The sequence below is a fragment of the Microcoleus sp. A006_D1 genome, from assembly GCF_036702805.1.
GTDB lineage: Bacteria > Cyanobacteriota > Cyanobacteriia > Cyanobacteriales > Microcoleaceae > Microcoleus.
Genome location: NZ_JAUBVZ010000002.1, coordinates 147,046 through 160,483, shown reverse-complemented (window position 1 = coordinate 160,483; position 13,438 = coordinate 147,046). Strand labels below are relative to the sequence as shown.

The following is a 13,438-nucleotide window of genomic DNA, read 5'->3' as shown; positions in this document are numbered from 1 at the left end:
GGCATCTGAACATGAATCATTGATATTGGTCTGCCAATTATATATTTGCCCTCAAGCTGCATTTGTTAAAGTTTGAGCCTGGTAATTTTCTATTTTTTTAAATTTTAAATTAATCAAAAAAATTCCTAATTTTCCCCGTATCTACTTGACTTTTTCTGGGATTTTGTTGTATATTATTTAATAATGGGATGGTTGCCAAAATATTATTTTGACACGGATTTCGATTATAAAGCAAGTATATAAGTTAAATTATTAGCTTGTCAAGCCTTTTATGAAAACAATTCCTCTGCTCGCCATTAGTTTTTTAGTAGCAATTTTAGCCAGCGCGATCGGCATAATCTCAGTGCAGAACGCCGCCCCGGTAGCCTTAAACTTTATCTTTTTTAAATCCATACAAATGCCCGTAGGATTAGTATTGGCGATGAGCATTAGTACGGGACTAATCGGCGGTGCGCTGCTGCAACCGCTGTGGAACCTTTCGGATTCCCCTGGTTCGGGTCCTAAATTTCCGGCAAATCCCGAAGACTCCGAGCCCCTAGAATATTAAGTTATTGCTGAATGTTTAGAGTGAGTAAACCTGACCGTCAATCAGCAGCCGAGTAATTCCCTTAGCTAGCAAGTAAGGCGCTGTTTTTTGCAGCAGCCTGCCGTCAGGAATCTTGAAAACTCTTTGATTGCGAGTAGCAAATCGGCGGGCCACTCGGTGATTGTCAAACACTGCCAGGGTTTTCTCGCGAATTTCCGCCGCCGGAATTTGACCGAGTTCGCCAAAAGCTTTCAGAGGCCTTGTGATTAACTCTGCCGCTCGATCGACTACCAAATAGCAAATTTTGGGCACAGACGCTTCGCTTAAAGGCAAAACTTGAATCGGCCCTGTCGATCGCAGCTCGTTAGACTCCCCCGACATCGAACCCAGCAGACTTGCTTCAAACAGAGAATCTTCATCCTCTAAATCTTCTTCATCCTCATCCTCGTCCTCATCCTCATCCTCATCCTCATCCTCATCCTCGTCGAAATCGCTAAAATCTTCACCTGCAAGCATTGCCTGCATTTCCCCAGTCACAGCAGCGCGGTGACTACTGCTAGGAGCAAGATTCGTGGTTGCGGCATCTGGTAACTCAGAAACCTCGAAATCCGAGTGTAAACTTCCTCGAATTTCCGGCTCCGCAACAGGTTCAACGGCTGATAAACCACGCTTTCGGATGGTTGGCCTCGAATTTGCGACTGGCTGCGGGACTGAGACTGACTCGGACAAGGGGGCATCTGTAGGAGCGGTTTGGCGATCGCCCGCAGTCGCCTCTGTCGCCTCTGCCGCTTCATCAACGCTGCTGCGATCGGACGAACGCTTTTGTTTTTTCTGGACTAGAAATTCGTATTCCGGCTCCGACAAAGCGCCCTGAAGGATGCGCCTCACTGTCGAACTGCTGACTCCGTAGCGCCTCGCCAAAGAGATCGTATTCTCGTCCGACTGTCGGTACAGCCTGAGGAGTTCCTGTTTGTCTGAATCGGATAGTTTTGTGGGCGTCATGCCAAGTTTTCCAGCAAAAAGACGTGAAAAGACGCAGGAAGTGCGATCGGCGAACTGTGATTTTTCATCGTCGATTAGGAATTGAAAGATGTCGGCAAGGGCAAAAAAGCTTTCGCGTTCTCATCCCTTGCCCCAGCAACCCCAATCTCAAATCGCTACGCGGTGCGACGAGTCCGCCTGCTCTGACGAGAACGGGTTGAGATGTCATGTTCCAAGATAGCTCCAATTCCGAACAGGATGCCGCTGAAAACAAAAAAGACTTCCAGCAAACTGCCGCTTTGATAACTACCCTCAGCCTGAGTATCGCGCCATTTAAAGTACATATCTGCGATGTAAAGCGAAAAAGTTGCCGCCGCAATCATCCTCCAAGATTGGGAAAAACGTCCTCCCCAAAACGCCAGCAGCAGTGCAGTAGCAATAATCAGCAGAAAAACGTCCCCGACGATGTAAAACAAATTAATCGCATAGGCGTAAGGCGACAGTTGCTTGTCAAGTGCTATTACCCATGCGGGAGCTTTAGTTGCTTCTGTTTCTTCTTCGGGTGCGGATTTAGCAGCCGGAGCCGCTCCTTTTCCCTTAGATTGAGACGAATTTTCAATAGCAGGGGCTTTTCCTTTTCCTTTTGCTGTTGGTGCAGATCCTGTCACCACTTCCTGGGCCGGCGGAGCCATTCCTAGCTGTGCCCTCCAAGAGTCAGGTGCAGCAACCCAGATAGCAACAGCAATCCCAAAGGCTGCAATTCCCGCTAACAAACCCCACTGCCAAATTTCTAGATTCAGCCGCTTGGAAGTCACAGCTACAACCATGCCCCCGATCAGCACCACATAGCTGCCCAGATAAAACGCATCTGCTGGGGAAACGTCCGGGTCTAACTCGAAATAGAGTTCCCAAATCCCGAACAGCACGCCGGCTATAAAATAGAAGAGCATCCCCAGGCCAATGCCCAGCCAGACGTTGCGCCCGCTGACCATGTGCGGGCTTCTCCAGTTTCTAAAACAAACTAAAGCCGCTCCCAGGTATGCTCCGCATTCAAAAATATAAGTGCCGATCGAGTACCAAGGCGGTAAACCCTCTTCTTGTGAGAGGGGGACGCTGAACAGCAAAAAGAACAGCAGCGCCGTTACAGCCCAGACAATGCCTACAATCACTAGAGTCTGAGCTGAAAGTAAAGATGGAGATGTAGATGACTTTTCTGAAGTGCTACTCATAGGGATTTCACGAGACCTAACTAGCGGTTGAACGCACCCCATCTCAATTTTTGATTATTGTAGATGAGGATTATTTCGCCAAAAAACCTTGATCTGACGCTCCCGGAAAAACTGGCGTCCTCAGCCTGTATGGAGGGACTTTTGCCCTCCTACACTCTAGAAAGACTAAGCAAGAATAATTTCTCTTTACTAATTCCAGGAATTAGTCGTTAGTCGATCTTTTTTCCGCAAATATAATGATAGAAATACGGTTTCTGTCTTCACCGTTAAGGCTGTTGCCCTACCAAATCTATTTCTGAAATTATACCCTCAAATGTTACTTTTTCTGTTTTTTTTGCTTTCGTACTCCCCTCTGGTATCAATTGATTGTGGGTGGGGACTGCGATCGAAATTTACTTAAATTGCCAGATTTTAGGTGGCATCAAAACCTAATCAACAATTTGTTTGTCAATAGAAATTGGCAATCCTACCTGCTCCATCGCGTACCCCCAAAGAGTGCAATTATCTCAGCTCAATTATCTCACCCCAATTGTCTGAGCAATTGTCAAAGATTTTTTATGCTGCAATCCACAACTTGTTGAGGGCTGATTGTTTCAGCCAATCTAGAAACTGAGTGCGATCCGGTGCTGGCATATCTTGCAGCACATCGCTCACTCCCTCAGCGAAGCCCGTATCGCCAAAATATGATTTGCCCAAACGGTAGAGTTCTTGCAATAAGGTCTTGAGATGCTGCTCTTGCCAAGGGGGCACCTTATGATTTTGCAAGGGACTAACGGTTAGCCAATTTTTGATCGCATCCGGGGAGTCTGCCTGGGGGAAGTTTCCCTGCTGAAATACCTTGGCGATATCTTTCTGAAACGATGCGGCTTGCCTTGCACCTAAGAGGTCTTCTACATCGAAGTAAACAGCTTGGAGGAGCAGCAGACAACCCTGTGCGAACAGTGGTGCTTTGGCCGATTCTGTACCTGCTGGTTCTTCACCTGCAAGCTGATCCAAACGAACTTTTCCCCAGACGCTGTATCTATCCGGCTCTTCTAGCAGAACGCACGCTTTGCCTCGGTTGTCGGTTAAATCCCGCCACAAGGCTCTGGCGTCTTCTGCTTGCTTGCCGTTGAATGCGCTGATCAGGCGAAAAGTCTGCCCCTGATAATTGAGAATGGGAATTTGTTGATCCCGTTTTGGGTGTTGAAAATTGGTTATTTCAACATCCTGCCGTTTCAGAATAAACATGACACTGCGATTTGACTCCTGTCATGGCCGAGGTGCTGTGCTTTTGACACTCCCCAAGCCTTGAGGCGAGGGGATTCTTGATTCAGCGAACCTACTTAAGTTAGCAGGATTGCTCCCGATCGCTCAGAGATAATTCTCTCCTCAAGCGTTCCGATACTTTGTTGCTAACAAATGCTAACAAACTAAGCTGAGATTGTCTCTCAACCCGGGCCTATAAACTAATGCAACAAGGAACATCCTGGGCGCACAACTTACGACTGCTGTACTGGCAACGCTTGATTTTCGCGATCGTGCTGATCGGGCGATTGACTGTTTTGCTTTGATGCCGTAGAGGAAGCTTATAGAGAGGCTCCGTACCATCAGGGATTTTCACCTGAGTCTTTCAATCCTAGTTCTACCACATTTTGCTCAAAGATCAAGTCAAGCAGAATGCTAGCCTATCAGCAAATTAGTCACTCCAGCTCAACTCATGCCTCAAATCTGAGGACGATATCTAATTTTTCGGTAAATTTTTGACAACTGTGCTGTTTGCAGGTGAGTCCCTCCAGCTTTTGTGACCGAAAAATTGGGTTAAAAGCCTCGTCCTTCTAGGACGACTTTTGATCATTTGATAGTCAACGCAAAGTACGATATTGTAGTTATGGCAATGCGGTAATACGCCTTCTTCGAGCCAGGATTGGGTTCTCCCCAACTACAATGCTCAGCTTTGTGCGACATAGTGTAGGAAAGAGCTATAGCCTTTCGAGCTCTCATATGAGGTACGCGAACGGCATAGGGCTATGGGCATAGGCCTCCGTGGGCATAGGCCTCCGTGGGCATACCTCACCACGCTTGAGAACCGCTATATAAGCAATTGAATAAATCGTTTCAAACGCGGTCTGGCCTGGAGTGTGCGCTTGTGGACGTATCCAAACGGGGAACTAGCAATAGTTCTAGGGAGGACGGATGAAGCAAGAATCCTCGAACATCTCTAGGTCGAGGAGTGTCAAATACACTTCTGGTGGACGCAAGGGGACTCGGATCGCTTTGGTTTTTTCCCCCCTAGCCATCGCGCTCCACACCGTATTTTTGTAGATCGAACTGGTTTCTGCGCAAGTCATAAAATATTTACTTGCTCGATCGCACACTGTACGGATACAATAATGATGTTGTTAGCAATTTTTGAGTTGGGTGCGTAACTCAGTTGGATAGAGTAGCTGCCTTCTAAGCAGCGAGCCGCAGGTTCAAGTCCTGCCGTACCCGTTAACACAAACTAATCTTATTAAGAGTTGGGCCTGTTTTCTACCGTCAAGGAGAGAGCTGCCCAAATTTTATTTGTTTCGTAGTTGTTTCCGAACCCGCCCGCATCAGAAAAACATTCAAGTCCGCCTGCTTTTCCGCCGGTCAATCTTCCCGCTCCCATGCCGACACTGCTACTTTTCTGAGTAGATGTTTGTCACAGCCGATGTGTTATCATAAAAAGTCTGCTGTGTCAATAGCCGATCGCCCGGAAGTTGAAATAGCAGCAGCCGGTTGTGGGTCGAGTAGCCCTCAGAGGTTATCCTTATTAATCAGGCTAGTTTCCGACAGGTTTTGGATAATGTTCCCAGCAATTGTATTTCCTATTTTTTGCCAAAATTTAATGCTATTACTCGACCGCATGGCGATCGACCGATTAGAGCCCGTATTTGCGCAAGCAACCGGAATGCCGATAATTGCATCGGAAAATACGGCAACAATTGCACTTTTATTGGTTGCTATATTAATTCTGGGTTGGGGATTTTATCGCGCCAAAGATGCAGGCAAACTGGGAATTTTGGCTTGGTTGCAGTCAGTGGCGCTGATGAGTCCCTGGCTGCTGTTCTTTGGTTTGTTCGCCGCCGGGATTTACCTGAATCTAGTTGCGGTATTGTTGCTGCTCGTGGCATCCACGGGATTGTACATTTATCTGGGCCGTCAGTTGCGTAAGGCGGCAGCCGATGCAGTGCTGGACTCGCGCCTCGATCCTGCTAAGTTCAAGTCCCAAAGCAATGGTTTGTCTGCCCCAAACGAACAGCCGCCAGCAAAAGAAAGTATTAAGATCGTCACATCGCCTGCAACTAATGAATTAGAAATAATTCCCGTTCCAGTTGAAGACCTCCAGGCAATTAAAGGCATCTTTGGCATCGATACTTTCTTTGCCACAGAAACGATTCCCTATCAAGATGGGGTAATCTTGAAAGGCAATCTTCGGGGAGAACCCGAACAAGTACACGCGCGTTTGACGGCGAGTTTGCAAGCAAAATTAAACGATCGCTACCGGCTATTTTTAGTAGAAAATCAGGACGACAAGCCGGTAGTGATTATTTTGCCCAGCACAAACGACCCGCAGCCAACTACCGTATCTCAAAAAATCCTGGCAGTCGTGCTGCTGCTGGCAACAATTGCTACCAGCTTGGAAACAGGGGGTTTGCTGCTCGGTTTCGATTTCTTTAATTCGCCGGGTCGATATCTAGAAGTTATGCCAATTGTGGCAGGAATTTGGGCGGTTTTAGGGTCTGGCGCGATCGCTCGCCGAGTGGTGGCAAATAAGTACAATGTTGGTTTGAGTTGGCCGTTTTTTATACCAACTTGGCAGATAGGTTCTTTTGGGGCGATCGACCGTTTTGAGTCGCTGCTCCCCAACCGTAAAGTTTTGTTTGATATCGCTTTTGCCGGGCCAGCCGCTGGGGGAACAGTTTCTCTGCTAATGCTGGTAACGGGTTTGCTACTATCGAGCCCAGGCAGTTTGTTTCAAATTCCCGCAGAATATTTCCAGGGCTCGGTTTTGGTGGGAATTTTGGCAAAAGTAGTTTTGGGTTCGGCCTTACAGCAGCCGATTGTTGACATTCACCCGCTGGTAGCGATCGGTTGGTTGGGCTTGGTAATCACGGCGATTAATTTGATGCCGGCGGGACAGTTGGATGGGGGTAGAATTGTACAAGCAATCTACGGCCGCAAAATGGCAAGTCGCGCTACTTTGGCAACTTTTGTGGTGCTGGCGATCGCTTCTTTAGTTAATCAGGCGGCTCTATATTGGGCGATCGTGATTCTGATTTTACAGCGGAATCTGGAGCGGCCGAGCCTCAACGAGCTGACTGAGCCTGACGACGCTCGCGCGGCTTTGGGTTTGCTAGCTTTGTTCTTGATGGTGGCAGCACTGTTACCGTTGACTCCGGCTTTGGCTGGGCGTCTGGGAATCGGAAACTAATACCATTTTCGATGGGCGATTTTCGATTGGGGCTCGGGAATGAGTTACTGGATGTGGGTTTGGCTCGCGGGCCTGCGGTTGCATGATGTTGGGGCGGTGGGCCGCGAGCAGCCGCGCGGGTGGGGGCGATCGGCTCTCTGGTTGCGGTAAATTAGTAAAATAAAGAAATTGGGCGATCGCACTGGGGAACTGAAGGGCGATCGTGTTCCTCAATACTAATTTCCAATTAACAGCGGCGCCCCGGGTCATTTATCTATTACCAAAAGTTGATTTTTTTAATCCCCAAAATTTGTTTAAACTCGATAGATAAAGTGAAAATAAATTATCTGAGCATCTAGGATAAAGTCATGGCTAATCAACTTCCTCCTATATTGGTAACTTTTGATGCAGATGTTTTGATGGCTGGCAGAACCCAAGTGTGGCAAGAATATGCCAAGGTGGGAACTTGCTATATCCCGGAAGTAGTGTACGACGAAATAGATCGTCTCACAGGCCAAGCAGTAGAACCAGCCATCGAGCAAGTTGCTAGGGAGTTTATGCGCTTTTTTGGCGCCAGCGGCTGGATTGCAACTGACGCTCAAGAGACGCACCGCGCTCTGGAACCTTCGATCAAAAATCAAAGCAAGCAAGCAATGCTCGTGGTAGCGACGGCTCAGTGCGTTTACGGTTTGGCTCAAGAACACCAGGAGGCATTGGTGATTTTTGTGTCGAACAGCCAGCCTCTGCTGAAGCGGCTGGCTTCTGTGGGGGCTGCGAATCTCTGCGGGATTACTGGGGCGATGGTGTTAAATTGGGCGCGGAAAGGGGAACGCCCGCCGACGGCGACTCAGCAATTGCAAAGTTTGATGCGAACTTTAGCCGATCGCAAATCGACTCAGCGCTCTAACAGCAGAATTCAGGATGCTGCTGTGGGCAAAATCGGGACTTCTACGAGCAAGTTAACAGGAACGCGCGGCATTTCTGAGTTGAAGTCGCCCAGCACTTCTAGCAAAACTAATAAAACGGGTTTCACTGGAAACCGCAGTGCGACTTCGCGCCCCAAAACGCCGCCGCGCAGTCGCGAAGAGTCGAGAGATTACGAGCCCGCTGTATATCGCGTTAAACATATTACGGCTCCGAAAAAAAGGGACAGTGGTTTTCTGTCTAATGTGTTCAATCTTTTGGGAGCATTATTTTTCTTGACGGTAGCGGTGGGTATTTTGTGGCGAGTGTTCGATGTTAAGGGTTTTAGAAAGACTTTTGTGCCGGCTCTACCGCAGCCTGTGCAAAAATTTGTTAAGTCGATCGACCCTAAATAAGAGAGAGGGACAGGAGTTGAATTGGAATGAAATAATTAGTGGATTAGCCTTAGCTTTGGCGGGTTTTGCCTATGCTTTATTCTTTTTTGTAGTTCTTCCCGTCAGATATTACGATTCTGGGATATCAGTTTGGGCCATAGGAATTGCGATCGCCCTTACTGTAGCAATGAATTGGCTACTATCTGAATCGTTGCTGACTGGGTGGAGTTGGGTAGCTGCATTATTTGGTTTTCAGATACCGCTGATGATTTTTTGTAGCCTATTTCTGGGAGATGGGCTGTTGCTGCCAAGTTTGTTGTTTTTCGGAACAATGGTAATAGGAGTTGCGAGCGTTTATACTAATTTTTCGCAACAAAAAACACTGTTAATTGTGACTGTATGTACAGTATTTTTCCTAACTTTAATGTACTTATCTCTCATTGGTGGCTATGCGCTTAGAGGCAAAAATCCGTTTCAGGGTTCTTCAAAGCAGATGCTACCACTGTTGAATCAAAAGGTAGAAATTTGCACCGACGATCCGAAACAATTGCAGTTGAATGGTAAAACGGGCGAACTCACTCAGATCGATCGCTATGAAGTGACAGTCAAGCTAGATGACGATAAAATATTCTGGCCCTATGTCCAGGTTTGGTGGGAAGATGTCAAGGCTGCTAACTAACAGAAATCCTCAGAATTGTTCATTTCGATCCCCGCTTTCTGTCAAGCAATTTTAATAAACCCGCACTTACTAAACCGAAGAAAATTCCCAGAAACAGACTCAATCCAAGAACTTGATGCGTAGACATCGGATTTTGCGGGCTGGCTGGGCTGTTGATTTGGCTGGCATAGATGCTGGCGGCGACTCCGCTGGTGCCAATGCCCACGCCCACTGTACCAATGGTAAAGTTTAAAGTGCGATCGCTCTTAGCCCTCTCAATCTCGATAATCCCCTCTACAGTCTCGATCGCATTTTCCAACAACCGCAATCCCGCACTCAAACTTCTATTATCCGCTTTAACTTGCGTGATATACTTGTCTTCAGCAAACTTGCTGAAATCCGTCATAAAATCTAACTCATTTTCTTGATTTCTCATTGTCTTGGCTATTGTTTTTAGCCGTTTATCGTAGTTTTTGAGATTAGTTTTAATTGTATTTTCTTGTTCTTCCAATCGACTAATATAGTTAGCATAAATCGAGAATATTGTCAAGCAATTAACCAGATTTTCCTGCAATTGTTTGAGGTCAACTTTAGCAGCATTGACTTGTTCTGGCAGTTGGATGACTATTTCTTGAATCTTCCGCGAAGCATCCTTGAGGTCAGACTTAAGTTGGCGGCTTTGTTGATAAGCCCATATCACCTTATTGCGGTATCCAAATAATCGGAGAAACTGCGGATAAAGTTTAGTTATTTTGTCACGGGTAGTGGGAATTGAGGCCTCGCCGCTGTTAGGAAATAAGCAAATTAACACATGATAATTTTGGCTGATATTGCCTCTGTCTCCCGGAGGTAGCCACAATTCATAAAGATTTGCTCCTAAAAATTGCCCTGACGTTTTTAAATCCCTATCCCATTTAGCATTCGGGACTAACTTAAGTTTTTTGTAGCAATTTTTGGCAGTTTCTAAAGCATCTTGGCCGCCAGTCAATTCACCCCAAACTAGCCAACTTTGACCGATAGTAGCAGGTTGACTCAAGCGCGAGATGATTGTTGATTTCAGCCATTCTAAACAATCGATTTCTTTTGGTTCAAATTTCTGATCGCTGTCGGGTTCTATTTTGCCGGATAAGTCAAACTGCACCGCATAAGTATCGCCGAATTTGACAGGATAAGCATAGCCATCGAGGGGAGATTCAAATGCTTTTACTTTTTTGTTGCCGAGTAAATCGATGTAATCACCGATTTCGGTTTCAGTTTGTTCGAGTTGTGCTTGCTGGGGCTGGGAGAGTTTATCGCCATAGATTTTTTGCCAAAACTGCTGGCGGTTTTGGCTGATTTTGTCCTCAGTTTGTCCGATACCGTCGGCTAAATCGTAGACAAACAAATCGACGGTAGGGTAAATCAGCCAATTTTCGTTAGTCATGGGCGAAACTGTCTGCTATTGACAATAAAATTGTATCCCGACTTGCTTGCACTGAATCCCCAGCTTGCAAGATTTTTCCCAGAATTTTTCTTAACCCTCGCGGCTTAACTTTGGTATCGATTTGCTGGATGATTTTTGGCAAATTTGTTAAATCGCTGATATCGCTGGCGACGTTACTAATTTCGGGATTTGTAGTGTTTTCTTTTTCAGATTCACTATCCGGTAAAACATCTAATCCTTTGCTGCGTTCACTGCTATGATACATCAACCAATTATGAGTCTTTTCATAAGCAGCTAGCAGAGGGGGATGCAATTCTGCAAGTCTTTCGATATCGATAGTTGTGAAAGTTTGATCAATTTTATTAAACTCTGATTGAACTGCTGCGGGTAGCGGTTCTGTTTGTTGGAGTACAGCGCCAATAAAAGCAGTAAAAATATCGTCTTTGTTGTTTTTCATTATAATCCCGTTAGAGTGAAGGCTGCCCAGTAATACGGATGTTGATAGGGTTGGTCTAATCCCATTTTAGCCAAGTTTTGCCGATTGCTTTTAAAGAATCGGCGCAGGCTAACTTCATCTTCAGAAAGTTCGCTGCTGTTTTCGGAAATCTTGTCAATTTCCCGCTGACACCAAGCGGCTAAATCTTCGCCTGTGGCTGATTGCAGCCATTTTTGAGAATTTGCTAAGGCGACGGGTAGGGAATCGCCACCTTCTCGCCACCGTCGGTAAAAGTCTATCATTAATAACGTACTCGCCCCGGATTGGACTGGCCACAGGGTACTGACGACACAGCCAACTCCCGCGCGCATGAAACCGCTGATTAATCCTACATATTCGGCGAGAATTGTTTGCTTGTCTGTGACTGCGGTTTCGCAGGCGGAAAGGCAGATTAATTTGTAGTTACTGAGGTTGAGTTGGATGATTTCTTTGACTGTTAATCGGTGAGTATCGCTTAAGTATAAAGTTGATTGTTGAGGATTGTCAAAATCATAGCTACCGTGTCCGGTAAAGTGAAAAATGTGGTGCGGCTGTGGCAATAATCTGGTGACTTCATCGAGGGTAGCTGCATTTTCTCCCCGTCGGGTAGATTTGGCAAACATTCGGCAAATGATTTCGGATTCTATTTCGGCGGCTGGTAAAGGAAGCAATTTCTTTCGTTGGCCGTTTTCATCAATGATGATACTGTCGGGATTTTCGATACTGAGGATAGAGTTTTTATCGTTTATAGCCGAGGCCTGATCCCCCCTAGCCCCCCTTAAGAAGGGGGGGACAAGAGTGTTCAAAGTCTCCATTGTGTCGGGGAAAACTGGAGTGTTCAAAGTCTCGATTGTGTCGGGATAAACCGGAGTGTTCAAAGTCCCCCTTCTTAAGGGGGATTTAGGGGGATCAGAACTTGGAGATAAGCGAGAAATTTCGGAATTCAACCGATGTTTCAAACTCAGCCCAAATTGAGCACTAGGCAAATAGGTAATCACAAATTCACTGCTAAATAAAGCATGAATCGGGAAGCGGTGCAAGTCGCGGTGAGGAATCAGAATTAAGTTGGTAATACCGTTTGATTGTAATTGCTGTTCAATGTTGGAAATCTGCAAAATATCTTTGAGCAGTGCAAATTTACTGGGCATTTCGGCGCGCCAAGGATGGTTTTGTTTATTGGCGTTTTCCTGGGATTTATCTTGATAATCGGCATATTGTTGATTCCAATCTTTCACCCATTCTTCAAATTCATCTGGGGATTTGGTATAACAGTCTTCGGGTGACAGCAATTCATCGGATTTAATGATGAATGTTGTTAATGCTGCATCGCTGAGATGCCAGTAAATCGCGCAGGTTGTGGGATTGAGAAGTTGCTGAATTTGAGGGTGAGTGACTGTTGCTTCTGTCTCTTCTTGGTAATGGGGAATTGGTAAAGCGTTTAGCAGCCAAGATAAGCAGACATTTTTATCTTGTTCTGCTGTTTCTAATGCTTCGGTTAATTGCCCAGACTGCATGAAAATATTTACGGTTAATTGTTCAAACCTAACCAATTTGTCGGCTAGTTGTTTTTCGCTGAGTTGGGAATAGTTTTTATCTGTTAGTAAGCGATGTAATAAATCGGTTGCATCTCGCTGTATTTTATTGGCTTCCTCAGTTTCCTTTAAGCCGACTAAGGTTTTGATTAAAGCCTGCAAAATTTCTAGATGTAGTTCCAGAAAAGCTTCTTTAGTTAAAGTTTTGAGGGCTGCTTTGTAGCTGGCAGCAGCTTTACTCCAATAGGTGTGGGGAGAATTTAGTTTTCCTCGATTGTAGTGAGCATTTCCTAGTGCTTTATGCAGCTTTCCATAGCCTTCGGGGTGGGTTTTTTCTTGGCAATACTCCAAGCCTGCTTCTAATGTGAATATTCGCCCTTCATAGCCGCGTCGATTTAGGTTGGGATTTGAAATAGTTCTAGTTACTGGTGGAGAAGCAGGGAATTGTAGCTGCAACATTTCATAAATCAAGTGGTTATATCTAGGTGCGCTTGCGACGGTATTACCCCGATTAATCCATGCTTCGTGAAAATCTGGTTTGATTTCTAAAGCTTTGTCGTAGGATGCGATCGCCTCTTCAAACTTTCCTAAATTATACAGTGCAATGCCCCGATTGTACCAGGCTTCGTGATCATCGGGTTTGAATTCTAAAGCTTTGTCGTAGGATGCGATCGCCTCTTCAAACTTTCCTAATTTATACAGTGCAAGGCCCCGATTGTTCCAGGCTTCGTGTTTATCTGGTTTGATTTCTAAAGCTTTGTCGTAGGATGCGATCGCCTCTTCATACTTTCCTAAATTACGCAGTGCAATGCCCCGATTGTACCAGGCTTCGTGTTTATCTGGTTTGATTTCTAAAGCTTTGTCGTAGGATGCGATCGCCTCTTCATACTTTCCTAAAT

At 45.9% G+C, this 13,438-nt stretch carries 11 protein-coding genes and 1 tRNA gene; 5 read left to right on the top strand and 7 right to left on the bottom strand.

Annotation, left to right across the window (positions count from 1 at the left end; all coding sequences use genetic code 11):
- Nucleotides 1-271: 271 nt before the first annotated feature.
- On the top strand, nt 272-547 hold the full coding sequence (locus QUB68_RS03610) for a LapA family protein (RefSeq protein WP_332989472.1): 276 nt from the start codon (nt 272-274) through the stop codon (nt 545-547).
- Nucleotides 548-562: 15 nt separating this feature from the next.
- On the opposite strand, the gene QUB68_RS03605 is transcribed toward QUB68_RS03610, so the two are convergent.
- From QUB68_RS03605 to QUB68_RS03590, 4 genes are all read right to left on the bottom strand, one after another.
- A complete protein-coding gene (locus QUB68_RS03605) occupies nt 563-1,528 on the bottom strand; it encodes a hypothetical protein (RefSeq protein WP_332989470.1) in 966 nt (321 codons plus the stop codon).
- Between the two features lie 155 nt (nt 1,529-1,683).
- A complete protein-coding gene (locus QUB68_RS03600; RefSeq protein WP_332989468.1) occupies nt 1,684-2,736 on the bottom strand; it encodes a hypothetical protein in 1,053 nt (350 codons plus the stop codon).
- Between the two features lie 555 nt (nt 2,737-3,291).
- Nucleotides 3,292-3,966 carry an Npun_F0813 family protein gene (locus QUB68_RS03595; RefSeq protein ID WP_332989465.1) on the bottom strand — a complete coding sequence of 225 codons (675 nt, stop codon included), beginning with the start codon at nt 3,964-3,966 and terminating at the stop codon, nt 3,292-3,294.
- A gap of 932 nt (nt 3,967-4,898) precedes the next feature.
- Nucleotides 4,899-5,066 carry a hypothetical protein gene (locus QUB68_RS03590; protein ID WP_332989464.1) on the bottom strand — a complete coding sequence of 56 codons (168 nt, stop codon included), beginning with the start codon at nt 5,064-5,066 and terminating at the stop codon, nt 4,899-4,901.
- Nucleotides 5,067-5,134: 68 nt separating this feature from the next.
- Between QUB68_RS03590 and QUB68_RS03585 the strand changes: the two genes are divergently transcribed.
- The 4 genes from QUB68_RS03585 (at nt 5,135) to QUB68_RS03570 (ending at nt 9,130) form a co-directional block, all read left to right on the top strand.
- A tRNA-Arg gene (locus tag QUB68_RS03585) sits at nt 5,135-5,208 on the top strand.
- A gap of 397 nt (nt 5,209-5,605) precedes the next feature.
- Nucleotides 5,606-7,174 carry a site-2 protease family protein gene (locus QUB68_RS03580; protein ID WP_332990149.1) on the top strand — a complete coding sequence of 523 codons (1,569 nt, stop codon included), beginning with the start codon at nt 5,606-5,608 and terminating at the stop codon, nt 7,172-7,174.
- Nucleotides 7,175-7,521: 347 nt separating this feature from the next.
- Entirely contained in the window at nt 7,522-8,472 is a 951-nt protein-coding gene (locus QUB68_RS03575; RefSeq protein ID WP_332989463.1) for a PIN domain-containing protein, read from the top strand.
- Between the two features lie 16 nt (nt 8,473-8,488).
- Nucleotides 8,489-9,130: a hypothetical protein gene (locus QUB68_RS03570; RefSeq protein WP_332989462.1), complete on the top strand. Its 642-nt coding sequence runs from the start codon at nt 8,489-8,491 to the stop codon at nt 9,128-9,130.
- A 19-nt stretch (nt 9,131-9,149) separates the two neighbouring features.
- Here QUB68_RS03570 and QUB68_RS03565 read toward each other — a convergent pair whose 3' ends face one another.
- From QUB68_RS03565 to QUB68_RS03555, 3 genes are all read right to left on the bottom strand, one after another.
- On the bottom strand, nt 9,150-10,532 hold the full coding sequence (locus QUB68_RS03565; RefSeq protein ID WP_332989461.1) for a hypothetical protein: 1,383 nt from the start codon (nt 10,530-10,532) through the stop codon (nt 9,150-9,152).
- Nucleotides 10,525-10,989 carry a hypothetical protein gene (locus tag QUB68_RS03560; RefSeq protein WP_332989460.1) on the bottom strand — a complete coding sequence of 155 codons (465 nt, stop codon included), beginning with the start codon at nt 10,987-10,989 and terminating at the stop codon, nt 10,525-10,527. The genes QUB68_RS03565 and QUB68_RS03560 overlap by 8 nt, the downstream gene beginning before the upstream one ends.
- The coding region (locus QUB68_RS03555; protein WP_332989459.1) for a CHAT domain-containing protein at nt 10,989-13,438 on the bottom strand (2,450 nt) is incomplete at its 5' end. The genes QUB68_RS03560 and QUB68_RS03555, both read right to left, overlap by 1 nt.